Annotated in this window: 22 protein-coding genes and 1 pseudogene; 10 read left to right on the plus strand and 13 right to left on the minus strand. The window is 32.3% G+C overall.

What is annotated here, in order from left to right; genetic code table 11:
• The first annotated feature begins 73 nt into the window (after nt 1-73).
• The 6 genes from JAO71_RS12855 to JAO71_RS12880 all read left to right on the plus strand — a co-directional run bounded on the left by JAO71_RS12855 (nt 74) and on the right by JAO71_RS12880 (nt 10,792).
• Nucleotides 74-835 (plus strand): exodeoxyribonuclease III, encoded by a 762-nt coding sequence (locus JAO71_RS12855; RefSeq protein ID WP_116823926.1) that lies wholly within the window; start codon nt 74-76, stop codon nt 833-835.
• Between the two features lie 17 nt (nt 836-852).
• Complete coding sequence (locus tag JAO71_RS12860) at nt 853-1,806, plus strand: OmpA family protein (RefSeq protein WP_054852135.1); 954 nt, start codon at nt 853-855, stop codon at nt 1,804-1,806.
• A 180-nt stretch (nt 1,807-1,986) separates the two neighbouring features.
• Nucleotides 1,987-3,021, plus strand: a complete 1,035-nt coding sequence (locus JAO71_RS12865) for an aldo/keto reductase (protein WP_203001178.1) — start codon at nt 1,987-1,989, stop codon at nt 3,019-3,021.
• Between the two features lie 139 nt (nt 3,022-3,160).
• Entirely contained in the window at nt 3,161-7,930 is a 4,770-nt protein-coding gene (locus tag JAO71_RS12870) for a T9SS type B sorting domain-containing protein (protein WP_203001180.1), read from the plus strand.
• Nucleotides 7,931-7,957: 27 nt separating this feature from the next.
• Nucleotides 7,958-8,863 carry a PorP/SprF family type IX secretion system membrane protein gene (locus JAO71_RS12875; protein WP_116823669.1) on the plus strand — a complete coding sequence of 302 codons (906 nt, stop codon included), beginning with the start codon at nt 7,958-7,960 and terminating at the stop codon, nt 8,861-8,863.
• A gap of 21 nt (nt 8,864-8,884) precedes the next feature.
• Entirely contained in the window at nt 8,885-10,792 is a 1,908-nt protein-coding gene (locus JAO71_RS12880; protein WP_203001182.1) for an OmpA family protein, read from the plus strand.
• A gap of 227 nt (nt 10,793-11,019) precedes the next feature.
• Here JAO71_RS12880 and JAO71_RS12885 read toward each other — a convergent pair whose 3' ends face one another.
• A complete protein-coding gene (locus JAO71_RS12885) occupies nt 11,020-12,564 on the minus strand; it encodes an Rne/Rng family ribonuclease (RefSeq protein ID WP_028290716.1) in 1,545 nt (514 codons plus the stop codon).
• A 344-nt stretch (nt 12,565-12,908) separates the two neighbouring features.
• Entirely contained in the window at nt 12,909-13,199 is a 291-nt protein-coding gene (locus JAO71_RS12890) for an HU family DNA-binding protein (RefSeq protein ID WP_028283181.1), read from the minus strand.
• Between the two features lie 137 nt (nt 13,200-13,336).
• Between JAO71_RS12890 and mutY the strand changes: the two genes are divergently transcribed.
• The 4 genes from mutY to gldD all read left to right on the plus strand — a co-directional run bounded on the left by mutY (nt 13,337) and on the right by gldD (nt 16,842).
• The gene (mutY, locus tag JAO71_RS12895; RefSeq protein WP_203001184.1) at nt 13,337-14,377 is read left to right on the plus strand and encodes an A/G-specific adenine glycosylase; all 1,041 of its coding nucleotides are present in this window, start codon (nt 13,337-13,339) and stop codon (nt 14,375-14,377) included.
• Between the two features lie 92 nt (nt 14,378-14,469).
• On the plus strand, nt 14,470-14,913 hold the full coding sequence (locus tag JAO71_RS12900; RefSeq protein ID WP_116823932.1) for a single-stranded DNA-binding protein: 444 nt from the start codon (nt 14,470-14,472) through the stop codon (nt 14,911-14,913).
• Between the two features lie 9 nt (nt 14,914-14,922).
• Complete coding sequence (locus JAO71_RS12905) at nt 14,923-16,227, plus strand: gliding motility-associated protein GldE (protein WP_203001186.1); 1,305 nt, start codon at nt 14,923-14,925, stop codon at nt 16,225-16,227.
• Nucleotides 16,228-16,263: 36 nt separating this feature from the next.
• On the plus strand, nt 16,264-16,842 hold the full coding sequence (gene gldD, locus JAO71_RS12910; RefSeq protein WP_116823934.1) for a gliding motility lipoprotein GldD: 579 nt from the start codon (nt 16,264-16,266) through the stop codon (nt 16,840-16,842).
• A 1,018-nt stretch (nt 16,843-17,860) separates the two neighbouring features.
• Here gldD and JAO71_RS12915 read toward each other — a convergent pair.
• The 11 genes and pseudogenes from JAO71_RS12915 to JAO71_RS12965 all read right to left on the minus strand — a co-directional run bounded on the left by JAO71_RS12915 (nt 17,861) and on the right by JAO71_RS12965 (nt 25,735).
• Nucleotides 17,861-18,301 carry a hypothetical protein gene (locus tag JAO71_RS12915; protein ID WP_116823936.1) on the minus strand — a complete coding sequence of 147 codons (441 nt, stop codon included), beginning with the start codon at nt 18,299-18,301 and terminating at the stop codon, nt 17,861-17,863.
• 48 nt (nt 18,302-18,349) lie between these two features.
• Nucleotides 18,350-19,177: pseudogene (locus JAO71_RS12920) on the minus strand (IS3 family transposase); the annotation flags it as partial.
• A gap of 37 nt (nt 19,178-19,214) precedes the next feature.
• Complete coding sequence (locus JAO71_RS12925) at nt 19,215-19,571, minus strand: transposase (RefSeq protein ID WP_203001188.1); 357 nt, start codon at nt 19,569-19,571, stop codon at nt 19,215-19,217.
• 269 nt (nt 19,572-19,840) lie between these two features.
• On the minus strand, nt 19,841-20,443 hold the full coding sequence (locus tag JAO71_RS12930; protein ID WP_203001190.1) for a DUF6705 family protein: 603 nt from the start codon (nt 20,441-20,443) through the stop codon (nt 19,841-19,843).
• Nucleotides 20,444-20,454: 11 nt separating this feature from the next.
• The gene (locus JAO71_RS12935; protein ID WP_203001192.1) at nt 20,455-21,096 is read right to left on the minus strand and encodes a hypothetical protein; all 642 of its coding nucleotides are present in this window, start codon (nt 21,094-21,096) and stop codon (nt 20,455-20,457) included.
• Between the two features lie 252 nt (nt 21,097-21,348).
• Complete coding sequence (locus tag JAO71_RS12940; protein WP_203001194.1) at nt 21,349-22,035, minus strand: hypothetical protein; 687 nt, start codon at nt 22,033-22,035, stop codon at nt 21,349-21,351.
• A gap of 343 nt (nt 22,036-22,378) precedes the next feature.
• Nucleotides 22,379-22,852: a hypothetical protein gene (locus JAO71_RS12945; protein ID WP_203001196.1), complete on the minus strand. Its 474-nt coding sequence runs from the start codon at nt 22,850-22,852 to the stop codon at nt 22,379-22,381.
• A 157-nt stretch (nt 22,853-23,009) separates the two neighbouring features.
• Nucleotides 23,010-23,870 (minus strand): hypothetical protein, encoded by an 861-nt coding sequence (locus JAO71_RS12950; protein WP_203001198.1) that lies wholly within the window; start codon nt 23,868-23,870, stop codon nt 23,010-23,012.
• Between the two features lie 148 nt (nt 23,871-24,018).
• Nucleotides 24,019-24,336, minus strand: a complete 318-nt coding sequence (locus JAO71_RS12955; protein WP_203001200.1) for a YcxB family protein — start codon at nt 24,334-24,336, stop codon at nt 24,019-24,021.
• Between the two features lie 374 nt (nt 24,337-24,710).
• Entirely contained in the window at nt 24,711-25,124 is a 414-nt protein-coding gene (locus tag JAO71_RS12960; protein WP_203001202.1) for a hypothetical protein, read from the minus strand.
• Between the two features lie 161 nt (nt 25,125-25,285).
• Entirely contained in the window at nt 25,286-25,735 is a 450-nt protein-coding gene (locus JAO71_RS12965; protein WP_203001204.1) for a hypothetical protein, read from the minus strand.
• Nucleotides 25,736-26,102: the final 367 nt, after the last annotated feature.

Below are 26,102 nucleotides of genomic sequence, written 5' to 3' on the forward strand. Positions count from 1 at the left end.
CGAAACAAATATTTTAAGCTTTAAACAATCTTGTAATAAAGGTTATTTTAATTAAAACAATAAACAAACACTCATGAAAATTATCTCATACAACGTAAACGGAATCAGAGCTGCAATCAATAAAGGATTTATAGATTGGCTACAAAGTGCCAATCCAGATGTTGTTTGTTTACAAGAGATAAAAGCAATGGAAGAGCAGTTGGATTTAAATTTATTTAAAGACGCTGGTTACCATTATAATTATTGGTTTAGTGCTCAAAAAAAAGGCTATAGTGGTGTTGCAGTGTTGTGTAAAACAAAACCCAATCATGTAGAGTATGGTACAGGTATAGAGTCTATGGATTTTGAAGGACGTAACATCCGTGTGGATTTTGATGCACTTTCAGTCATGAGTATGTATTTACCATCAGGTACAAATGCAGCAAGATTAGAACATAAATTTGAATACATGGATTTAATCCATAATTACCTAAACGATCTTACTAAAACATTACCAAATCTAGTAGTTTGTGGTGATTATAATATCTGTCATGAAGCTATAGATATCCATAATCCAAAAATGAAAGGTGTTTCAGGTTTTTTACCAGAAGAGCGCGAGTGGCTTGGTAATTTTATAGACTCAGGATTTATAGATTCGTTTAGATATTTAAATCCAGAGCGTCAAGAATATTCATGGTGGAGCTATCGTGCAAATGCCAGAGCTAATAATAAAGGTTGGCGTTTAGATTACGCAATGGTTAGCCAACCACTACAGCAAAATATTAAAAGGGCAGTTATATTACCAGAAGCAAAACACAGCGATCACTGTCCTATTTTAGTCGAAATAGAATCTTAAACCCCAAATAAATAAAAATGAAAAACAGAGTAACAATCATCCTATTAGTATTAATTGCAACCAGTTGCGTCTCTCCAAAAGTTTACAAAGAGTTAGAAAGTAGCTATGCAGAATTAAAAAAAGAAAACCGAAATCTAAAAGATGAAAATGCTGATTTATTACTACAAAAAAATCAAGCATTAAACGACTTGGCACAATTGCAATCTAAATATGATGACGCAGTAAACCGTCGTGATCAATTAGAATCCGATTATACTGTTGCAAAAAATAAATACGATACATTAAAAGCCTCTTATGATGCATTGGATGCAAATAGTAGTTCTGCAATAGCAGCAAACACAAAAAAAAATCGAGAACTATTAGCGCAATTAGAGGCTAAAGAACAAGCGTTAGCAACCGAAAACACAAGACTAGCACAACTTAAAAAAGAGTTAGAGTCACGCTCACAACGTGTAGCAGACCTAGAAAGTGTTATAGCAGCAAAAGAAGCCGAAATGACAGCCTTAAAAAACGCTATATCTAGTGCATTAACAGACTTTGAAGGTAAAGGATTAACCGTTGAGCAACGTAATGGTAAAGTGTATGTATCCATGGAAAACAAACTATTATTCCAATCAGGTAGTTGGGCAGTTGGGACACAAGGTCGCAAAGCAGTAAAACAACTTGGTACAGTATTAGGAGATAATCCAGAAATATCAGTGTTAATAGAAGGTCACACAGACAATGCACCATATTCACCAAAAGGTAACATAAGCAATAACTGGGATTTATCTACCAAACGTGCTACTGCAATAGTAAATATACTACAAGAAAACAGTAACATAAAAGCCGATAATTTAACAGCAGCAGGACGTGGAGAGTATGCACCAATAGCCACAAATACTACAGCAGAAGGAAAAGCTAAAAACCGTCGTATAGAGGTGATATTAACACCAAAACTAGATAAAATCACCAATCTTTTAAATAATTAATTGGGCGTTACCACAAGGGTCAGGCTATCCGTTATATCTTTTTTTGCCATATATGGCAGCAAAAAAAGGATGCCACTACTATCCTTAACGCATAATTAGACACACATAAAAAAGACCTTTAGTTATAAATAATAACTAAAGGTCTTTTTATATTTGTTAAATAACCAAAATTTCAAATCGATGAAATACACAACACTACCAAATACAGATATAAAAGTTAGTAAAATTTGTTTAGGCACAATGACCTTCGGAAATCAAAATACCGAAGCACAAGGTCATGCACAATTAGACTATGCAGTACAACAAGGTGTTAATTTTATTGACACAGCCGAGTTGTACCCAGTACCTGCAACAGCAGAAACATCTGGTAGAACAAGTCAGATTATAGGATCTTGGTTAAAACATCAAAAAAGAGAAGATTTAGTAATTGCATCTAAAATTGCAGGAACAGGAGATTATACAGCACACATACGTACAACAGGTTTTGCAGCTAATGCTATAAAAGAAGCTGTAGATTTAGAGCTTAAAAGGCTACAAACAGATTATATAGATTTATATCAATTACATTGGCCAGAACGTCAAACTAATACCTTTGGTGTTAGGGACTATAGTCACAATCCTAATGATCCTTGGGAAGATAATTTTAAAGAAGTTTTAGAAACCTTAAACGATATTAAAAAACAAGGTAAAATAAGAGAGATTGGTTTGTCAAACGAAAAAGCTTGGGGAACAATGCGTTATCTAGAAGAATCTAAAAACAATAATCTACCAAGACCAGTTACGATTCAAAACGCCTACTCGCTAATAAATCGTGTTTTTGAAGGTGATTTAGCAGAGGTCTCATTAAGAGCGAATATAGGTTTATTGGTATATTCTCCTATGGCATTTGGCGTACTTTCTGGAAAATATATAAAAGGCACACAGGATGAAAACTCAAGATTAAACTTGTTTCCAAGGTTTGCAAGATACAGTAGTGAGCAATCAACTTTAGCAACAAAAAAGTATTTAGAATTAGCAGAAAAGCACAATTTGTCTCTAGCTCAAATGGCTTTAGCCTTCGTAAATGAACAGCCATTCGTGACCTCAAATATCATTGGAGCAACTAGCCTGAATCAGCTAAAAGAGAACATAGATTCTATAAATTTAACATTAAGTAAAGATATATTGCAAGCTATTAATGCAATTCATTGCGTTATTCCAAATCCTGCGCCATAAGCAATGTAAGCATTTACTTCACTTTTAACACAATTTACCGATGAAAATTGCTTTTTGTCTATAATAATATTTTTAACAGTTTTACAACACGTTTTTTTTATAGTTTAGGAAATTAATTAACTAACGATTTCTCAAAATAATGAAAAAAACTACGTTCTTTTTAGCGTTGCTATTCCTATTAGTTGGGTGGCAAGCTAACTCACAAATTTATTTACAAGAAAGCTTTGATACTTCAATACCTGCTTCATGGACAATAACTGATGCAGGAGATGCGACAGGTGATTCATGGACCTCAGGTCAACAAGGTACAAGTAGTCTAGATGGTACCAATGCAGCTCTAGTTGATAGTGATGCAGCAGGTAGCGGAACACTTTTACAAGAGACTCTAACAACACCTGTGTTTGATGCTTCAGCAGCTACAACATTATTTCTAGATTTTGATCAATACTTCAGAAATATTGGTTCTGACACCGGAACTGTTGAAGTTTGGGACGGAACCGCTTGGGTTGCTGTATTAACTCAAACTGCAAGTGCAGGAGGTTTTAATAGTCCTGATCAGCAACATATAGATATTACTGCTTATGCTAATGCAGCAATGCAAGTAAGGTTTATATATGATGATGCAAGTAGTTGGGCTTGGTATTGGTTAGTAGATAATGTTCTTATCTATAATGCAACATGCCCTAATCCCTCAGCATTAACTGTTGATGCTTTAACTGCGACATCAGTTGATTTATCATGGACAGCTGGTGGTACAGAAACTGCTTGGGAAATTGTTGTGCAGCCTTCTGGAACAGGAGTGCCAACAGGTTCAGGCACGGGAACACCCACTAACACACCTTACAGTGACAATACATTAAGTCCAGCAACAGATTATGAAGTCTATGTGAGATCAGACTGCTCTGGTGATTTTAGTGTATGGTCAGGTCCAATTTCATTTACTACAGATTGTGATATATTTACTCCAGATTATTTACAAGATTTTACTACAATTCCGGCTAATTGTTGGGAAGTGGCAGATAGTGGAGATGCAACAACAGGACCTAGTGATATTGGTACATCATCATGGACTACTGATGGGTATTTAAATAATGGTACTACTGGCGCCTATAAAATTAATCTTTGGGTAGCATCAAAAAGTGATTGGTTATTAACTCCAGAATTTGATTTAACAGGAGACCCTTTTCAAGTTGAATTTGATTTAGGAGTAATGACATTTGGAAGTACTACTACAGCAGGGACTTTAGGGTCTGATGATATTGTTGAGTTAATGATAACAACAGATTCTGGTACGACTTGGACTGTATTACAATCATTTGACGCTTCAACAGTATTTACGTCTGCTGGCATGCATGTGGTTGAAAATTTATCGACATATTCAGGAGCAACTGCTCAGTTTAGTATAAGAGCATCAGAAGGTGTTATTGATGACCCAACCGACAATGATGTTTTTGTAGATAATTTTCAAGTAAGATCTGTGCCTTCTTGTTCAGACCCTTTATCTATAGTAGCAATAGCAACAGGAGATACAACTGCGGACATCACTTGGGATGCTGGTGGAACAGAAACAGAATGGCAAGTTTGGGTACAAACTGCTGGAACAGGAGAACCTACAACAGATGGAGTAGTTACTACAGCTAATAATCCTTATTCTGTAATAAACTTAACGCCAAGTACTGCTTATGAAGTATACGTTAGATCTAATTGCGGAGTAGATGGATATAGTGCTTGGGTTGGACCTGTTAACTTTACAACACTAAATACACCTCCTCCAGCTCCTGTAGGAGTAGCTTGTGCTGCAGGTAGCTCCACATTTATATTTACTGAAGATTTTGGTAATGATACTAATTACGTGCCGTCAGGATGGACAGGTACTGCATTTACAGATACTAATGGAGATTGGGATATCACTACAGAAAGTGCTAATTCATCTTCAACAGGACCAGACATTACATGGGACGGCAATCCAGGAACCCATTTAGAATATGAAGGTTCTGGTAATACAACAAATGTAGCCTCTGCAATTACACCTGCAATAGATTTATCTTCAGCATTGGATGGAGCAGAGTTGTCATTCTACATGCATGCTTTTGGTGGTGATATGGGAACATTAAATATTGGTGTAAGCACTTCACAAACTGGACCTTTTACCTCTGAATATATTTGGACAGGTGATTATCAATCTACAGCAGATGAAGCTTGGGTGCCAATTGGTGTAAATTTAGATGCCTATTTAGGGCAAGTTATATATATTGAAATTAGCTATGTTGGAACAGGTGATACCTGGGAAAGTGATATGGCTATTGATCAAGTACGTGTTGAAGCTTGCGGGACATTTTGTATTGCTCCAACTGCTATTACAGTAACATCTATTACAGAAACATCAGCAGATATTTCTTGGACACCAAGTGGTTCTGAAACAGAATGGAATTATGTACTACAACCTGCTGGAACTGGTGTCCCAACTTCAGGAACAACTGTTACAACTACAACAATTTCAGAAATAGGATTAAATCCAGCAACAGATTATGAGGTTTACGTTCAGTCTATTTGTGGTACTGATACAAGTACTTGGGCTGGACCATTTAATTTTTCAACATTACTTCAATTTAACTTCACTTTTGATTGTGCTACAGATGGACCTCAAACAATTGATTATTGTTATGATAGTAGTGATACAAATGTGTTTACATTTTCTTCTACAGATGGAACACCTTTAAACTTAACTATTAATGCAGGTCAAGTTGAAAATAATTTTGATGAAGTTGTTGTATTAGATTCTGATGGAATTACTAATTTAAATGCGGTTACACCTTATGGTAATGCAGGTCAAATTGGAGGATTAACCTTTCAATCTACAGGAGATACAATTTCATTTGCAATAGAATCTGATGGAAGTGTTAGTTGTCAAAGTAGTGGATATACTTCTGTAAACTTAACAGTTACATGTGCTACATGTATCAATCCAACAGCAACTTTTGTTGTGGTTGACGATTGTGATAATGGGGATCAATTTTTAGTTGATGTTGACATCACTTCATTAGGTGATGCAACGTCTTTATTAATTGAGGATAATCAAGGTACGACTCCTGTTAGTGTTACTACAACAGGTGTTCAGCAATTTGGACCTTATCCATTTAATGTTGATGTTCAGTTTTCAGTCTCAAATGAGCAAGACGCTAACTGTATAATTAATAGTGATTTAATTTCACTCGCAGCTTGTCCTCCAGTAAACGACAATCCATGTAATGCGACAGTCGCCTCAGTAAATGCAGATGAAACTTGTACAATAGTTAATGCTGGTACTTTGTTGGAAGCTACAGATTCTGGTGTGCCAAGTGGGTCCTGTTCTACTAGTACAGATGATGACGTTTGGTATGAATTTACTGCTTTAGGTGACCAACAAATCATTCAAATTCAAAATGTTGTTGGAGGGTTTAATGTTGATCATGCAGTCTACGAGGGTACAGATTGTAACAATTTAACAGAACTTTACTGTACAACAGATGATAACAGTTTGACGCCATCTTTAACCGTTGGTAATACTTATTATATTAGAGTGTTTTCTGCAGGAACAACAGCAACTACAATAACTTTTGACCTATGTATTCAAACATTGGGTGTGCCAACTTATTGTACAGATGCATTGCCAATATGTGCTGATCCTACAATTTTCTATCCTAGTATAGTAGGAGATCAAGTTGCTCCACCTTATATTGATTACGATTGTTTAGGAAGTCAACCAGATCCACAATGGAATACAATTCAATTTGATGATCCAGGAGATTATGTTTTCCAATTAGCACAAACAAATGCTAGTGGAACAGGTTTAGATATAGACTTTTTAGTTTGGGGACCATTTACAGGGCAAGACTCTGGATGTTTTGAATTGTTGCCTTCAAGTATTGCAGACTGTAGTTTTTCTGCTACAGCAACTGAAACAATCACATTATCTAATGTGCCAGCTAACTCAACTTATATTATATTAATAACCAACTATTCTCAAGAGTCTGGTACCTATGTTTTTACTCAAGAATCAGGCCCTTTAGATGGAACTAATTGTGATGTTGTTTGCGACGTTGCATTAGATTATGATGGTATTGCAATTGAGCAAGGTGCTACTGCAGCAGAAGGTTATAGCGATGATATTAATTTATGTGGATATACATCTGTTACTTTAACTGCAGAAACTGCTTATGCTGTGGATAGTTATGATTGGTATGTAAATAATATTTACCAAGATGGAGTTACAGGATCGACATTTGAAGCAACTGAATCTGGGCAGTACATGGTTATTGTTGGAGGTGGAATTTGTGATGATTTTACATCATCATTAATAACAACAATTAATTTCTTAGATAGTTCAACAGCAAATCAAGCTTCTGATTTAGAGGTTTGTGATAACGGTTCAGGTAGTGGTGTTTTTGATTTAGAAAGCCAAACAGAAACAATTTTGGGAGCACAAGATCCAGCTGAATTTATTGTTACTTATCATGAAACTTTATCGGATGCACAATTAGGTGTCGATGCTATAATTTCTGAGTATACAGCTACTCATGGTACTACTGTTTTTGTCAGAGTTGAGGATGTTGATGCAGTAGGATCTAATTCTGGTTGTGCTTCAACTAATACTAGTTTTAATTTATTATTAGAAACTTGTATCATACCTCAAGGTATTTCACCAAATAATGATGGGTATAATGATGCTTTTGATTTAAGTAGTTTTGATGTTCAAAGTTTAGAGATTTTTAATCGTAATGGACGTAAAGTATACTCTAAAACTAATTATACAAACCAATGGGAAGGACAATCTGATAACGGAGATATGCTACCAGTAGGAACATATTACTATGTTATGAAGTACCAAGGTACCAAAACAAAAGCCGCATGGGTATATTTAAACAGATAAACTAACTAGAAAACAAAAAAACAACAGATGAAAAAAATAGTATATATTGTATTCCTAGTGTTTATAGGTGTACAAGCCCAACAAGATCCACAATATACACAGTATATGTATAACATGAATGTGGTAAACCCAGCCTACGCAGGCTCAACAGAAAGTGTATCAATAGGTGCACTTTACAGAAGTCAATGGGTTGGTTTAGAAGGTGCGCCAACAACAGGTACTCTAGCTATACATTCTCCAGTAGGAAGCAATGTAGGATTAGGTTTCTCTTTAATTAGTGATGAAGTTGGACCTGTACAAGAAACCAATGCTTATGTAGATTTCTCGTACACAATACCAGTAGGAAACACAACTAAATTGGCTTTTGGATTAAAAGCAGGAGCAACCTTTCATGATATTGGATTAACAGGATTAGAACTTACAGATCCAGACGATCCATTTTTCTCAGAGAATATAAATGAGACGACACCAAATATTGGAGCAGGATTATATTTTTATAAGCCAAGTAAGTATTACATCTCAGCCTCTATGCCAAACATATTAAGTTCGGTACATTTAGATGCTAATGGTTACAAAATAGGATCAGAAACACAACACTTTTTTGGAGCAGCAGGATACGTATTTGATTTATCAGAAAACTTTAAGCTAAAGCCACACGCTTTAGCTAAAGTTGCTTTTGATGCACCAGTAAGTTTTGATGTCAATTTAAACCTGTTTATGTATGATGTTGTAGAAGTAGGAGCAGGTTACCGTTTAGACGATTCTTTTAGTGGTATGATTAACTTTTTAGTTGCACAAAATTTAAGAATAGGTTATGCTTATGACAGTATCCAATCACAATTAGATGTTGTAACCAATTCTTCACATGAGATTTTTATCAATTTTGATATTAATTTACCAAGAAAAGTATCACGTTCACCACGTTATTTCTAATCCATTAAGTTAACCAAGACAATGAAAAAAATACAACTATTTATATGCGCTATCTTATTAAGCAGCACTTGTGTGTTTGCTCAAAGTGATGCGACCAAAAAAGCCGATAAATATTTTCAAAAATTAGAATTTGTAGATGCAATAAAGGCCTACAATAATTTAGTAGAAAAAGGTGAAGGAAACGCTTATGTGTACTCTCAATTAGCCGAAGCAAACTATAACACTTTTAATACTGTTGAAGCCGAGAAATGGTATGCAAAAGCATTAGAAACAGGAGCTTCAAAACCAGAAATGCTTTACAAGTATTCTGAAATGCTAAAAGCTAACGGTAAATATGATGCTTCAAATACACAGATGAAAAAGTTTGCCTCTATGTATCCTAGCAATGATAAGGCAGTTGCCTACAATGCTAATCCTAATTATTTAGATGATATTTTAAAAACGGAAGAAAAATTTACAGTAAAAAATTTAGATATTAACACAGTAGCTTCAGATTTTGGAGGTACTTTTAAAAATGGAGTTCTATATATTTCATCTTCTAGAAATGACTCTAGACGTAATTACGGTTGGAATGATCAACCATATTTAGATATTTATCAATTAAATAAGTCTGAAGATGGTAGTTTTTCTGAAGCAAATTTAATTTCAGGTAAGATAAATACAAAACACCATGAAGGTGTTGTTTCTGTTACACCTGATGGTAATACGTTATATTTTTCTAGAGAAAGTTTTTTTGAGAATATGTATGAAAAGCTAGAGGGTGATAATACGAAAATTAGTGTTTTACAGTTGTTTGAAGCTACTAAAGATGGTGATTCTTGGACTAATGTTCAGTCATTAAACATTAATACAAATAGTTATTCTGTTAAAAACCCTTCTGTTAGTAAGGATGGTAAAACATTATATTTTGCTTCTGACATGCCAGGTGGTTTTGGTAAATATGATATTTACAAAGCAACTATTCAATCTGATGGTATGCTTGGCGAACCTGAAAATTTAGGTGATAAAATTAATACTTCAGGTCAAGAAATGTTCCCATATGCTGGAGACGATGAGTATTTTTATTTCTCTTCTAATGGTCATTTAGGTTTAGGTAATTTAGATGTTTTTTATACTGAATACACAGGTAATACTGTTGTGAAGAATATTGGAGCTCCAATAAATAGTAAAGCAGATGATTTTGCTTTTACTATAGATGAAGATAAAAATGGTTACGTTTCTTCTAATCGTGAAGGAGGTAAAGGAAGTGATGATATTTATGCTATCAAAGAAATTAAGCCTTTATGTCAAGTTGATATGATCGTTACAGTTGAAAACGCTGAAACAGGAGAGGTTTTATCAAATTCTGAAGTAACTTTATATGATTCTACAGGTTCTGTTTTAGCTACTCAAACAACAAACGCAGCTGGTGTAGCTACATTTACTACTGATTGTGAGATAGAGACTAGTCTTAAAATTACTAAATCTGAATTTGAAGATAATTCTGTTACAGTTAGCGGTACTAGAAATGAAAAACAAAATGTAAGTGTAGACTTAACACCTATCAAGAAAATTATTATAGCTGATAAAGTGGTGTTAGATCCAATTTATTTTGAATTTGATAAATCTGATATCACTCCTCAGGGAGCTTTAGAATTAGACAAGTTAGTTTTAGTGATGACTAAGTATCCAGAAATGGTAATTTATGCTACTTCTCATACAGATAGTAGAGGTAAGGATAGTTACAATTTAAGTTTATCAGATAGAAGAGCTAAGTCTACTGTAGCTTATGTTGTATCAAAAGGAATTGATCAAAGTAGAATAAGTGGTGATGGAAAAGGAGAGACAGAACATTTAGTGGATTGTAAATCTAAATGTACAGAAGAAGAACACCAATTAAACCGTAGATCTGAGTTTACTATAGTTAGTGGTGGCCCAGAACAACAATAGATTATAGATTTAACAACCAAACCAAAAACCAAAAAAATAGCCTTACAATTTGTAAGGCTATTTTATTTTTTGGCATTCTCTGTATGATATTTAATATCACTTAAATTCAATTGTCTATCTATCGTTCAAAAATAATTTAAAGTAGCTTAAATAGTTTAATTTGATGTTTAAAACTAGTTTTTTAGGCATAAAAAAAAGCCTAACTATTATATAGTAGGCTTTTTTTATTATTTAATTTGTTTACCATTTTTATCAAAAAAATGATATTCAAGGTATGTGTAAGCATCTCTTGGTTGTATTTTTACCCATTTTTTGTGTTCAACAAACCATTTTGAACGTATAGATGGAAAACCTTTGGTTAAAAAGGCTGCTATAAAAGGATGTGTGTTTAAGGTCACCTTCTTATAGTCTTTTTTTAATAATTGTTCTAAGTCATGAGTTATTTTAGGCACAATATTAATTGGCGCTTCGACCTCTTCTCCATTAAAACTGTTAGGATTTTCCTCTCTGGTTTTAATATTCATTTCTGGTCTTACTCTTTGACGTGTAATTTGAATCAATCCAAACTTACTAGGAGGTAGTATTTTGTGTTTGGCACGATCATCTTTCATTTCGTCACGAAGATGATTAAATAGTTTTTTTCTGTGTTCAGCAGTATTTAAATCAATAAAGTCCACTACAATTATTCCACCCATGTCTCTAAGTCTTAATTGTCTAGCAACTTCTGTTGCAGATATAAGGTTGACTTCTAGAGCGGTGTCTTCTTGTGAGTTTGATTTATTTGATCTATTACCACTGTTTACATCAATAACGTGAAGTGCTTCGGTATGTTCTATAACAAGGTAAGCACCTTTAGCCATAGACACTGTTTTACCAAATGCAGTTTTAATTTGTCTTTCAATCCCAAATTTTTCAAAAATCGGAACATTAGACTGATGTAATTTTACAATTGATTCTTTTTTTGGTGCAATTTTTTGCACATAATCTTTTACCTGTACATGTAACGCTTCATCATCTACGTGAATCCCAGTAAAGGTGTCATTAAATATATCTCTTAACATTGAAGAGGCTTTATTTAATTCGCCTAATACCTTGGTAGGATGGTGCGCTTTATGTAATTTTTTACACATTGCAGTCCAACGACTTAGCAAATTTTGTAAATCTTTGTCTAGTTCGGCTACTTTTTTGCCTTCTGCTACTGTACGTACAATAACTCCAAAACCTTGAGGAGTTATACTTCTCACTAATCGTTTTAAACGCTCTTTTTCTTCTTTACTTTCTATTTTTTGAGAAATAGAAATACGGTCAGAAAAAGGTACTAAAACAATATATCTACCAGCAATAGATAGCTCTGAGCTAATCCTTGGGCCTTTTGTAGATATAGGTTCTTTTACTATTTGTACTAAAATAGACTGATTTGATTTTAAGACGTCATTAATTTTTCCGCCTTTATCAATATCTTTTTCAAATGGGTAATTTTTTAAAGAAAAATCTTTTAGTTTACCTGTGCTTACACTTTTTGTGAATTTTAAAACAGAAGATATTTTTGGTCCTAAATCATGATAATGCAAAAAAGCATCTTTTTCATAACCTACATTAACAAATGCAGCATTTAAGCCAGGAACAGCTTTTCTTATTTTGGCGATAAACACATCACCAACTGAAAAGTTGTTCCCATCTTCTTCTTTATGTAATTCAATTAATTTTCCATCTTTTAATAAGGCAAAATCAACAGCATCTGGACTAGATCTAATAATTAATTCTTTATCCATTTAGGTTAATTTTTATCCATACTTTATAGTATAGATGGATTATACATTATATTATAACTTAAAATTAGTCATAATATTTCACAGGATTTTTAAATCCGGTTGAGTTTAATAATTACGCAAGGTTATACGAATTATAAATAAACTCTGTTTTCAAAGAACGATAATTCTAATAAACCAAAAAAGTAGTTAAAAAACTACTTTTCTGAATTATTTTTTCTTTTTGTGACGATTAGCGCGTCTACGTTTTTTACGCTTATGCGTTGCAACCTTGTGTCTTTTACGTTTCTTACCACTTGGCATAGGGTTAATGTTTTTAAATTAATAATTCGTTTATAATAATAAATTTACTTTACGTCTACGTTAGTTTTTACACCCTCTACAAATACTTTTGCAGGTTTAAACGCTGGTATGTTATGAGCAGGAATCTTGATAGTCGTATTTTTTGAAATATTTCTTCCTGTCTTTTCTGCTCTTGTTTTAATGATAAAGCTACCAAAACCTCTAAGGTATACATTATCACCACCTTCTAAAGATGTTTTAACTTCTTCCATGAAAGTCTCTACAGTTGCCTGAACATCTCCTTTTTCTATTCCTAATTTTTCAGAAATCTTTGTTACTAAATCAGCTTTAGTCATTTTCTTTTCTTGTTTGCGTTATTAATTTTTCTAAGGGTTGGCAAATATAGTCATTTAATATTCAATATTTCAAACCTAATTCATTAAAATTTAATGCGATAAACTTTACTTTTGCTTTTCTTACTTTTTTCTACTTAATGAACATTTCTAAACAACTAATTAATTGGTATACAGATAATAAACGAGATTTGCCTTGGCGAAACACCACAAACCCTTATTTTATTTGGCTTTCCGAAATCATTTTACAACAAACACAAGTTGTACAAGGTCGTCCTTATTATGATAGTTTTACCGCTACTTTTCCTACTGTTTTTGACTTAGCTAATGCCGAAGAACAAGAAGTGTTAAAATTGTGGCAAGGACTAGGATATTACTCTAGAGCAAGAAATTTACATGCTTCAGCCAAATATATTGTTAAAGAATTGGATGGAAAATTTCCTGATACCTTTGATCAAATTATAAAATTAAAAGGTGTAGGTGATTATACAGCTAGCGCAATAGCATCTATTTGTTTTAATCAAGTTACTGCTGTTGTGGATGGAAATGTATACAGAGCATTGTCTAGAATTTACGGAATTGATACTCCTATTAATACAAGTAAAGGTTTTAAAGAATTTAAAACTTTAGCACAACAACTAATAGATCCTAAACAACCTGCAACTTTTAATCAAGCCATAATGGAGTTTGGTGCAAGATTGTGCAAACCCAAAAATCCAGATTGTAATAGTTGTCCTTTTAATACTATATGTGTAGCACTTCAAAAAAATATAATAAGTGATTTACCAGTCAAGCTGAAAACTGTAAAGGTTAAAAAAAAGTATTTTAATTTTATTGTGGCCTTGTCCAAAGACAATAAAACGATTTTAGAAAAGCGTACAGGAAGTGGTATTTGGCAAAACTTATATCAATTTCCGTTAATTGAAACAGATAAAAGCGCATCACATACTATAATAGAGTCACAGGTTAAAAATCTTGATTTATTTAAAGGTCATAATATAACGTTGTCATTATATAATGATAAGGCAATTATTCATAAACTATCGCATCAACATTTATATACTAAGTTTTGGATTGTTAATTTAAATGACGATTTGGAGTCAGGTATATTGTTTGATGAAATAACAAATTATCCTGTTCCTATATTAATAGGTAATTTTATAGAAAAATTTAATTTTTAAAACCTTAACAGGTCTGACTTGGTTATTTTTTCTTAAATTTATTTACATTGACGTGTAAAGCTGTAATTTTGTATCAGTAAAACAATTAATTTATGTCAGGAACATTAAATAAAGTAATGCTAATTGGGCATTTGGGAGATGAAGTTAAAATGCACTATTTTGAAGGAGGTGGTTGTGTTGGACGTTTTCCGTTAGCTACTAACGAGACTTATGTTAGCAAACAAACCAACCAGCGTGTTACTAATACAGAATGGCATAATATAGTTGTCCGTAATAAAGGTGCAGAGGTGTGTGAAAAATACCTTACCAAAGGAGATAAGGTATATGTTGAAGGACGTATAAAAACCAGAAAATGGCAGGACGAGTCAGGTAATGACCGTTATAGTACAGAAATACAAGTATCCGATTTTACGTTTTTAAGTACAAAACGTGATCCAGAAGCAGCACCACAACCTAATACAACACAGCAAACCCAACAAAATACACAAAACGTATCGCCAAAACCTGCTTCCAGTGACGACGATCTTCCGTTTTAATAATTAATTATGGACCCAGAACCCACGAGTTTTTTAGCATTTATTCAAACAGATAACCTAAATATTATATTTGGATTTATACTTTTAATAGTATTATTAATTTGTTCTGCAATGATATCTGGAGCAGAAGTAGCATTGTTTTCGTTAACAAAATCAGATCTAGAAGACGAAAACCTACAGGATAAAAAACAAATACAAATATTATCTAAATTATTAGCTCGTCCCAAAAAACTATTAGCCACCATTTTAGTTGCAAATAACTTTATAAATATTGGTATAGTAATATTGTTTGCCTTTTTAGGTAATTATATGTTTGCTAATATTACTTCACCAGTAGCTAAATTTATACTAGAAGTGGTTGTAGTAACCTTTTTAATATTGCTTTTTGGCGAAATTTTACCCAAAATATATGCTAGTCGTAATAACTTAAAGTTTTCAACTTTTATGGCTTATCCATTACGCGTGTTAGATGTATTGTTTGCTCCTTTAAGTTTACCCATGAGAAGTATAACCTTAGGCATACATAATAGGTTAGGAAAACAAAAGTCAAATATTAGCGTAGACCAATTATCACAAGCCCTAGAGTTAACAAGCGAGTATGATACTACTAAAGAAGAACAAAAAATACTGCAAGGTATTGTTAGCTTTGGTAATACAGATACAAAACAAGTCATGCAACCACGTATTGATGTATTTGCTTTAAACGTAGAACAGCCTTATGACCAAATTATACCAGATATAATAAGTAATGGTTATTCTAGAATACCTGTTTATAAAGAAAATATGGACACCATAATAGGTGTGCTGTACGTCAAAGACTTATTACCGTACATAGATCAGAAAAACTTTGACTGGACAGCTTTATTAAGAGAACCGTTTTTTGTTCCAGAAAATAAAAAATTGGATGATTTGATGGCAGAGTTCCAAGAGAAAAAAGTGCATTTAGCTATGGTGGTTGACGAGTATGGAGGAACCTCTGGATTAGTGTCTTTAGAGGATATTATTGAAGAAATTGTTGGAGATATTAGTGACGAGTTTGATGATGAGGATTTAATTTATTCCAAATTGGATGATAAAAACTATGTTTTTGAAGGAAAAACAGCTTTGAAAGACTTTTATAAAATTATAAAACTTGAAGACGATACTCTTTTTGAGGATAATAAAGGTGAAGCTGAAACAATAGCTGGTTTTATTTTAGAAAATTCTGGTGGTTTTCCTAAAAGAAACAGTAAAATAAATTTTGAAAACTACATGTTTACTATTGAAGCTTTAGATAAAAAACGCATCAAGAGAGTTAAAATAACATTACCATAAAAATATAAAGCTACATTAAGTTGCTTGGTCTTATCTATGAAAAACATAATTCTATTCTTATTAATTTTTGTTACATTAACTAGTTGTGGTAATGATCCATTACCAAAGCCAAAAGGCTATTTACGCTTAGAGTACCCTAAAGCAGAATATACAAGTTACAGTAAAAATTTACCATTTACTTTTGACAGAAATACCTTAAGTGATACCATCAAGTTTAAAAACTTACAAGATAATGTAACAAGTTTTGGTTTAAACATCGAGTATAAAAAATTAAAAGGAACCATTTACCTGACTTATAAAGCTATTGATGGTCAAGAACGATTGATTAAATACCTTAAAAATGCACAAAACTTTACACAAGAGCATACTAAAAAAGCTGATGCCATAGAGGAGGTTGTTTGGGAAAATCCAGAAAATAAAGTTTACGGAATGTTTTATGAAGTAGGAGGTAATGCAGCATCACAATCACAATTTTATATAACAGATAGTATCAATCATTTTTTAACAGGATCGCTTTATTTTTATGCAAAACCTAATTATGACTCGATATTACCAGCAGCAAATTACTTGCAAAAAGATATCAAACGTATTATGGAAAGTGTAAGGTGGCAATAAATAAGTTGTATTGTATTTTACGATAGGTATTTGTGCCACACAGTCTATGTAAATTGCTTTATTTGAGGCAAAAGATTTAGGGCACATAATTCCATTGCTATATAGTCTTGTTCTGTTGTAATTTCGTTTCCTTATCTACCTTGATAACGATATTCTTTATTTAATATCAGTAATGTATGCAATATTTTATCGAATATTCACAGCAACATAGCTTCCTTAAGGTGTCGAAGTTTCTGGAAGTCCTAGATTCAATTTATTAAGATTTTTTTAGATTCATATTTTGTGGCTTGGTTTTATTCTTTTCGTTTAAAGTTGTTTCAGTGTCTTATTTTTCGTGCACGTTTTTTGATTGATTTTAACAACTCAAAATAATTTCTAATGGACAAATAAAAATTCTAATTCTTTAACGTTTGTTCAGCTTTAGTTGGTAAGCTTAAATTGCTCATCAGGTTTTGTGTGTGATTTCTTTATGTGTTTAAGCACTGAATTTAGCAAAAAAATCAAAGATAGAAAGTAATAGAGGACTATTAGTAAGTCGGCAAGAAGTTGGTCAATCAAATATGCAATCCTTAATGTTATGCGCTTAAATTATTATGTTGTTTATTAGTGTTAGTCTTTATTGACTAGTTATTATTATATTTTAATAGTGCTATAACTATTCTATAACTACGTTATAATCATGCTATAACCACGCTATAACCTCTTTTAAAATATTAAGTAAACTGTTGTTTTACAGGTGTTTATATCTAAATGTGGTGTTGTGGCAAAATTGACCTGAATTATTACTTAATTAGGGCATTTTATTGCCTGTAGATATAATAGATTTTGTCTAGTAATAGTCCTCAAATGGAAGCGCAAAAAGTTAGCACTGATAGTTGCATATACTAAGCTACTAAAACAAGCTTTTACAATAACAAAATCAGGACTAACTTATGATAATAATTATAGAAGTGTTTTATTGAAAAATTAATGAGTTTTTACTTGTTTTTTACCACAGTACTTTGTTGTGTGTAGGCTTTTATTCCAGTCGAATATAAAATTGGTGCACTTCACCTTTTTCCTCATCAAACAGTACTGTAACTAATTCCGATTTAGATAATGAGATAATTTCTGCGTTACTTTCTCCCAAGTCATCTGTTCCTAATTCCTTTTTCCAATATTCATTATCAATGTCATAATGAATCATTAAATCTTTCTTGTCAGAGAATTTCCATTTTCCAGTTTCGTTCCAAACGCATTGATTAGAAATATACTTTCCGTTGGATAAATATTGAATCGTATCTCGACATTTTAATCCAGTGTATTCTTTTCCGTCTAATGTGCGGTTTATTTTGTTAACCCATTTACCAACAATTAATTCATTCCAATCAGTTTTTGACGAGTCTTTTTGACCAAATGCGAGATTCGCAAATAGAGCACAAAAGATTATAATTCCGATTTTTATTTTAAAGTTCCTCATTTTTTAGCTGTCTCGTCCTGAAATATGGCTACAGGTTAAAATTTATTTTTAAGCTGATAATTTATATACCATATTCGGTGTTTTATAACCTAAAGATAAGTGTAATCTTATTTCGTTGTATAAATTAATTGCATTTTTTGCAGCTCTCTTTGCGTGAGCTTTGTTATCAAAGGTTTGGTCGAGATAAAACTCATCTTTTAGAATTCCATTTATGCGTTCTGCCATAGCATTTTCGTAACAATGATTTTCTTCAGTCATACTAATATTTATCTTTTTTCTTTTAAGTATTTGTGTATATACATTGCTACAATATTGTATTCCTCTGTCTGAATGATGAATAAGTTGTTTAATGTTTTTAGCTTGATAAATGGCTTTGTTCAAAGCTCTTACACAGCCTTTTAATTCTAGGCTGTCACTAAGGTCGTAACCAACGATTTTCCTGGAATGCATATCAGTTATTAAGGCTAAGTAACAAAAACCTTTTACTGTTCTAATATAAGTTATATCACTAACCCAAACTTGATTAGCTCTAGTAACCTCTAAGTCTTTTATGATGTTATTATACTTATAAAAACGATGATACGAGTTAGTAGTTCTAGCACTTGTTTTCTTTCTAAGAGTTAGCATTTGGTGTTTTCTAAGGACATTAAACAAAGTGTCTCTACCCACCTTAATATTGGCTTTAGTAAAATTTATATCTAATGATTTCACAAGTTTTCTCACACCTTCTCTAGGAAGGGATTTACGTCTTTTACTAACAATTTCAATAATCTGTTGTTCTAGTTTTAAACGATTATCAGCTCTAGATTTGTATTTATAATACGCATCACGTTTAAGTCCAAAACAATGAGTTATAGTGGTTAAAGAGGCAAATCCCTTAGATTTTTCTTTGGCTTTGGTTAAGGCTTTATACTTAGCTTTTTTTTAATTCAGCAACAGATTTATAGCCTAGATCTTCAGCAGCTACTTCAAGATAGGAATCTAATACCATGGTATCTAGATCCTTTTTAAGTAATAGTTTTTTAAGTTGCTGAATCTCTTTTTGAAGTGCTTTAATTCTAGATATTTCGTCTTTTGTTTCCACTTTTACTCTGGTGTTCATTAAGTCTTTACGATTATACTTTTTAATCCACTCATTAATCGTTGTGGGTGCAATAGAGTAGAGCTTACAAAGTTCGCTTTTTGTGTGTTTACCTTTACTGAGTTCATCAAGAATTTTTAGTTTAAAAGGTTCTGAATACCGTCTAATTACTTTGTCATTTTTGTACATAATGTTTAAAATTATGTAGCCTTTATTCAGGACGGGTCAAAACGCATGCCAACGGTAACGTGTATGGCTTGTTGCGGTGTAAACTAGCTTTTTCTTTCGATTTAGTAAGAGCAAGTACAGCGGTTTTATCCTTATAAACTATCTGGTTGGTAAACCTGATAATAAAATCTATAATTCTAAACTGCTGTACTTGCGGTACTATTGCAAATAAAAACTGACCTTTGTCTTAGCCATTAGCCGCAATTGGCTATACACTATGTTGTGGTTAGTTATTGTTTAATCAATACAATATTTTCCATTTTCCAAGGTAATGTTGGGTCTGGTAATTCACCACTTACATCTCGTAAATAATTCATTGAAATATTGACTTTTAAAACCTCTTGTCCATTAATTGTTCTTTTAAATAATCTTAAATCTCCTATATGTCCTTCTAAAGGAACATCTTTTATGGATAAGTGTAAATTCTTTTCCCCATCTACACAATCATCAACAGGTGAGTATTTACAATTATTATATATATTATTTCCTTCTATGCTAGCATTATCACCTAAATTTAGATTGTCGGCATCGGTAAGTGTATTTATTTTTTCTACACCATTTTCTATGTACTGATAACCGCCAATTAATAAATCTTCATAATATTTACCATTGAAATGCTGGGTACTTTTTGCTAATATTATTTTTAAAGTGTTATTACCATTGGTATAAAGCCATGTGCCTTCAAAATTATTTAATATGTTATTTGCATCTTTATAATAAGCATTAATAGGAACATCACTACTGAAGGTTGTTTCTATATTTAACACTGGACTTTGTGCTTTACAATTGTAAAAAAATAATCCAATTGTTATTATTAATATTATTTTTTTCATGATTTTAAGTTTTAATTACAAGGGGTTTCGTTTACTGTTTCGTTGTCATTTTCATCTAACTCTAATCGTTTCCAATTACTTAAATTAGCATCTGTGGCTTCATATAATGATATGCCATAGTCACCATAAAGTTCTAAAAATTTTTGTTCTAAGTTGTTACTCTCTGTATACTTTTCTGCCATTCCTCTCATGATGTTTTTTCTTTTTTCATCATCATTACTTCCTTTAGCATTTTGCATATCGGCACCAATTTTATCAATAAGGGTTTGAATATTATTTACTCTTAAGGTATACGTTATATTGTTTGGCGCTACAGCCATAATAAATATTTCATCATTAAAGTCATTGTTAGAGTCAGTATGAACTAATTTAAGAGCTCCGATATCTAGCCAAGAAAAGATATTAAACTTTCCTTCAGGGTGTGAATGTATAAAACCAACCCATGTGTTACCATAATTAAAAGGTGAGCGTTCATCTGAAGGACCTTCTTGTATACCATCATCATCAGGTACATTTTTTCTACCATCTTCTGACCACACATTTTTATAATTTATAGACCATTCGTTATTACCTGCAATTAGTTTGGTTCTTAATTGGTTTACCACAGGTAATATATTTGAGCCTAAACCTTCGGTTTGTACTAATGTGTTCAATCGTTCACATTTTATATCTTCTTGGCATTCAATAAGCGTGCCACCATCAGCCACGCAATCACAGATTTCTTGGCTATTACCTTGTAAAAGACAGCTTTCATAAGCGTTTAACTGACAATCGCCATTTAAATCGCCAGGTGGTGGATTTTCACATTCTTCACCAGGCGGAATAAGTACAGTTATTGGTGTGTTGTCAGGTGGTGTACCACCACCATTTCCTGAACTGCCTCCACCACCTCCTGTATTAGAGTTTCAAGTATTATCCCTTGGGTCAGGGCCATAATCGGTCTCATCACAATAGTAATAAGGGATGTCTACATAATATCCTGGGCTTGAACAATTAGTGCATCCTCCTGGTAAATGTCTAGGCGTTACACATTCACAGCGTACTGCAATGGTTTCATAAGTAACTACTACTACACCATCGCAATCTGTTGGGTAGTAGGGACTTCCTTGTGGGTCAGGCGGATAACCACTTCCTGTACCTCCTATACCTATGCTAGTATCCGTCCCTCCACCTCCATCGTCAGGCGGTATATGGGTAAAGTCATTAAGGCTAATTGTAGATATGTTTCCTTCAAACCTTTCATTTTGATTGTTAAGCCAGCTTTGTGTTGGTGTGTATTGGGTTACAAACATATCAGATTGCCCATTCTTGTCTTCAAGGGTTAGATTATAAAATTTACTGATTTGATTAGTTTCAGAAGCAATTTTCATAGTGTAAGATTTATAATCACCTAAGTTAACTTCTTTAATGACATTTGTATAAACAGTTATACCTAATGTGTCTTGTGTAGTTCTAGTTTGCAGGTTTTTCTGCTCTAATGGTAAGTAACGCTCAATTTGAAACCTAGAGGCTAAATTATGGAATGTTTCTCCTGCATTTTCTTTAGATAGTGTTTTTATGATCGGTGCAACAACATTATTGTTTTCTTCCAATATTTGTTCATCAGAGATGTCTTTTTTCGCAGGAATTATTCAAAAGTACAATTCCAAATAGTATTATTCCAAGTTGAAGGTAATTTTTCAATTGTTTGTGTTTCATACCGTTGGTTTTAAAGTTAATAATTTAAATTTAGTTTTAGTCAATCACTTTTCAATTCTCAAATGAGTAAACTCTATTTTTGGATTAGGCAACTGTCATTCTGTTTGAGCGAGTAATTAACCACAACGGTCTCGTATAACCGTCAGTTACGGGTTTTAAGTGACTATTTTTCGATTAAGCACTGACGCTCGCAATTCCGAGTGGATTCGGACGTAGTCGAATCCGCCGTAATTGCGTTTATACATTGTTGGCAACAGTTTTTTTACTCAATAATATAATTCCAAAAATCACATATTTTAATATCGGAATGAAAGCAATATAGCCTTGTAATTCATAATTTCCCTTTCTTCCGTCAATATATGAGTCAAATTCCGTTGGATATTTTTCCATCAAATAATCTGTTCCGAAATATGTAAATAAAAACTGCAATGTGATAATTCCGAAAAACATTCCAATTAGTTTAATCAGAACTTTTCGAGTATTAATTTCAGTTGGATTATTAAACTTGTTTATTAACCATACAATTAGAACCAAAAATATGATAAGGCTCACTATTTCAGGAAGCCATAAAATCATTATTGAGTCCGTTTTATTTATTATCAGAATGTTTCTAAAAATATATTCGATTAAACCACAGAATTCAAGTATTGAGAAAAATGCAAAAGCACCTATTCCTAAATTATTGATAAAGTCAGATTGTATTCTTTTCAAATCTAGTGTGGTTTAAATTGTTGCCAACGTGTTTGTGTATGATTTCGTTGCGTGTTTAAGCACTAAAGTTAGCAAATAAATCACAGATAGAAAGTCCGCGAGGACTTTCGTAAGTAGGCTATAACTAGCAATGAATTATACACGGTGTTGGTGGTAGTTATTTTATTTTATCGATAAATTTGTTTATTACATTAATTCGTTCTTTCATTCGAGAGTCATTGTCGAATTCAGTAATTAATGTTTTAAGTTCCTTATTTTCTGTTATTTCGTAATAATACTCCATTAAGTCATCAATTCCTGAATATGGCTCTTTTCGAAGGCCAATTATAAATTCTTTTAAGATTGTTTTTAACCTCTCGTCCTTATATTTTACGAGAATTGAAACTATTCCTTCATTGTCGTAATCATAACGGTCAAAAGATTTAATTACATCGTAAAGTCCATTCCTTTGTTCAGTCGAGAACTTTAGTATATTCAGTTTAGAATATATTGGTTCTTGTTCAAATGTTATGTTATTATTTAAGAGTTCAAAAAGATCTTTGTTTTTCGCAGTTTGACAGAACCAATTTGTGAAATTTGCCGAATTTATATCTGATTTGATTATCTCATATTCAGTCAAAGCTTTGGCAATTTGAATTGGGCTTTCATTCATACTACCTATCTGAAAGATACTATCGTTTTTAATTTTTCCGAAAATTATTGTTTTTTCACTTTCTACGTTTTCATATAGCACTGGTGCATATCCACAACCATTGAAAATATCTTTGTAATAAATTTTAGTTTTATCTGTGTTTCCTTTCACTTTTGACATAGAAGTCAATGTTATACTTTTTAATGGCATTTTGAAAGGCGAAGTTTTTGTAGTGTTTTGCTTGAGATTTTCGATTTTAGTAATTACACCGATTAAAACAACATCGCTCTGTTCGTATAAATCAACAAAGTTTTCATTTCCAATCCAATTTTGCGATTGAATTTGAATTGTAAAAAATAAAATAAATAATATTATTAAGTTCTTCATTTTAATTACTACCAACGTGTTTGTCTAAGATTAGTTGCGTGTTTAAGCAACTAATTTAGCAAATAAAAACCGAATAGAATATTCCGCAGGAATATTCGTAAGTAGACTAGAACTAGCAATTAATTTTACACGTTGTTGCCATTAGTACTTATTTCCATTCCCAATTCAGTTCGTCAACATATTCAGCTCCTAATTCAGTCACACGTTTTTTAAATTCCGTTTGATTCTCAATCGAGTGCTTTGGTACAATCAGAGATAGGTCAGTTGTTAGTTTTATAAAGAAGTGGTCTTTTGTTTCAATCAATTCCTTTAGTTCAGTTCCGTTTATTTTACTTTCAGATGTAAAGTCTTTGGCATTCACAGAATTTTCATCAAAGTCAATTTCAACTGGTTTATTAATCCGATTTTTATAATTTTCCTCAACGTGTTTTTGAAAATGTCTTTTATATCTCCATTTGGAATACATTGGATAAAATAGAAACCATAAAATTGCAAATACAACGAATCCAATTCCAATTCCGTATTTTCCGTTTTGATTCGTGAAAATAATTCCAAGTACTATATAAATTATTGGAATTACTATTCGAGAACGAAATCGTCTTTTTTTATGTAATTCAGATTTTGAAGAAGTATAAAGCTGATACTCTAAAAAATCCGAATTTGTAAGTTGATAGTTTATGTTCATCGTATTAATGGCAACGATTTTGTGTATGATTAGTTGCGTGTTTGAGCAACTAATTTACTAAATTAAGCACGAACGGAGAAATTCCGAAGGAATTTCCCAAGCGAGCCAAAACTAGCAATTAATTATACACGTTGTTGTATGCAGTGTTTTTTTATTTATTCAGTTTTATAAATATCAGAATTGCACAAAAAAATTGCCAAGAACCAAAACAAATATCCATATGCTCTTATTTTTTCAGCTTGTCGATATTTCTTTTCAAAACCATACTTTTCAAATCGTTCCATTTCAGATTCAGTAAAATGTTCTTCTCTCCATCTTGGTTTTGTCGTGAAAAATGGCAAAATAAAAAAAGACCACCATTCCTCATTGGTTAAAGGTTTGTCTTTTCGCTCATTTAGGAATTTCTTGTATTTCAGGTAATCAGATTCAATTTCCGATTTTTGTTCCTTTGTTAAATTCCGAGAATTAAATTCAGATTCCGCTTTTTCAGTTTCAGTTTTGTCTGTTCCGTTTTTTATGATGTCAAATAATTCGACATTAGAATATCTGTTAATCTTTTTATGAATCATAAAGGTTCAGTTCACATTGCATACAACGGTCTAGTGTATGATTTCGTTGCGTGTTTAAGCACTAAAGTTAGCAAATAAATCACAGATAGAAAGTCCGCGAGGACTTTCGTAAGTAGGCTATAACTAGCAATGAATTATACACGGTGTTGCCCACAGTATTTTTATTCCGCTATCCATTTTTCATTTCTTTTTTCTTGGTCGTTTAGCAATAAATAATGTATTGCTAAAATCAGTTGGATATTTGGGTTATTTAAGTCAAAATGTTTTTTGTCATTTAGTACATTCCAATATTGAATGTCTAATCCGTTAAAATCTCCAGAAGCATTAATTCTTTCCGCATATTTGGCAATTCTTGGGTTTTGATTTCCTAAATTAGAAAGGTATTTATAATATTTACCAGTTGAATTAGCACACAGACTTTTTGTTTCTTTTCCAGTTTTATACTCTGTTGATTTGCAAAACATCCAAATTTCGTTAAATGTTGATTTTGATATTTGTTTGTAAAGTTCTTGTTGTTTTTCAAAGTCAATATTTGTCCAAAATCCTTTTCCAGTCGCTTCCAAATATTCGTGAGGAATTCGCTCATAACAATTTTTAAAATCAGAGTCCATATTTAGACACATTTGATTTTTAAAAAAGTCAGAGATTTTATTCAGGTCAGAAATTTGTTCAGTCGTAAAATTGTCATTTAAATCAGTCGCATAATATTGAGTTTTACAAGAGAAATTCAATTGTAAAATTATAATTCCAAATATCAATATTATCGCTTTTTGTATTATACTGATATAGGTTGACTCTTTTTAGTTAATATTTAGACGTTCAAAAGTTTTTTTTTAGCCGTTTAGAATGCAAAAAAAAAGTTTGAACTAGGTTTGTTCTTAAATTGTAAGTTCAGGTAAATTTACATTATTTTTTCGGTACGACTTGTATTTGATGTTTGGATTGAGATGGACTTCAGCAGGTTTTCTGAGATCCAGG

The organism is Olleya sediminilitoris, assembly GCF_016785945.1.
Taxonomy (GTDB): domain Bacteria; phylum Bacteroidota; class Bacteroidia; order Flavobacteriales; family Flavobacteriaceae; genus Olleya; species Olleya sediminilitoris.

What these genes read in the sequence shown, in the direction of transcription:
- JAO71_RS12855 (WP_116823926.1), top strand. Translation starts at nt 74, where the DNA reads ATGAAAATTATCTCATACAACGTAAACGGAATCAGAGCTGCAATCAAT.
- JAO71_RS12860 (WP_054852135.1), top strand. Translation starts at nt 853, where the DNA reads ATGAAAAACAGAGTAACAATCATCCTATTAGTATTAATTGCAACCAGT.
- JAO71_RS12865 (WP_203001178.1), top strand. Translation starts at nt 1,987, where the DNA reads ATGAAATACACAACACTACCAAATACAGATATAAAAGTTAGTAAAATT.
- JAO71_RS12870 (WP_203001180.1), top strand. Translation starts at nt 3,161, where the DNA reads ATGAAAAAAACTACGTTCTTTTTAGCGTTGCTATTCCTATTAGTTGGG.
- JAO71_RS12875 (WP_116823669.1), top strand. Translation starts at nt 7,958, where the DNA reads ATGAAAAAAATAGTATATATTGTATTCCTAGTGTTTATAGGTGTACAA.
- JAO71_RS12880 (WP_203001182.1), top strand. Translation starts at nt 8,885, where the DNA reads ATGAAAAAAATACAACTATTTATATGCGCTATCTTATTAAGCAGCACT.
- JAO71_RS12885 (WP_028290716.1), bottom strand. Translation starts at nt 12,564, where the DNA reads ATGGATAAAGAATTAATTATTAGATCTAGTCCAGATGCTGTTGATTTT.
- JAO71_RS12890 (WP_028283181.1), bottom strand. Translation starts at nt 13,199, where the DNA reads ATGACTAAAGCTGATTTAGTAACAAAGATTTCTGAAAAATTAGGAATA.
- mutY (WP_203001184.1), top strand. Translation starts at nt 13,337, where the DNA reads ATGAACATTTCTAAACAACTAATTAATTGGTATACAGATAATAAACGA.
- JAO71_RS12900 (WP_116823932.1), top strand. Translation starts at nt 14,470, where the DNA reads ATGTCAGGAACATTAAATAAAGTAATGCTAATTGGGCATTTGGGAGAT.
- JAO71_RS12905 (WP_203001186.1), top strand. Translation starts at nt 14,923, where the DNA reads ATGGACCCAGAACCCACGAGTTTTTTAGCATTTATTCAAACAGATAAC.
- gldD (WP_116823934.1), top strand. Translation starts at nt 16,264, where the DNA reads ATGAAAAACATAATTCTATTCTTATTAATTTTTGTTACATTAACTAGT.
- JAO71_RS12915 (WP_116823936.1), bottom strand. Translation starts at nt 18,301, where the DNA reads ATGAGGAACTTTAAAATAAAAATCGGAATTATAATCTTTTGTGCTCTA.
- JAO71_RS12925 (WP_203001188.1), bottom strand. Translation starts at nt 19,571, where the DNA reads ATGTACAAAAATGACAAAGTAATTAGACGGTATTCAGAACCTTTTAAA.
- JAO71_RS12930 (WP_203001190.1), bottom strand. Translation starts at nt 20,443, where the DNA reads ATGAAAAAAATAATATTAATAATAACAATTGGATTATTTTTTTACAAT.
- JAO71_RS12950 (WP_203001198.1), bottom strand. Translation starts at nt 23,870, where the DNA reads ATGAAGAACTTAATAATATTATTTATTTTATTTTTTACAATTCAAATT.
- JAO71_RS12955 (WP_203001200.1), bottom strand. Translation starts at nt 24,336, where the DNA reads ATGTATTCCAAATGGAGATATAAAAGACATTTTCAAAAACACGTTGAG.
- JAO71_RS12960 (WP_203001202.1), bottom strand. Translation starts at nt 25,124, where the DNA reads ATGATTCATAAAAAGATTAACAGATATTCTAATGTCGAATTATTTGAC.
- JAO71_RS12965 (WP_203001204.1), bottom strand. Translation starts at nt 25,735, where the DNA reads ATGGACTCTGATTTTAAAAATTGTTATGAGCGAATTCCTCACGAATAT.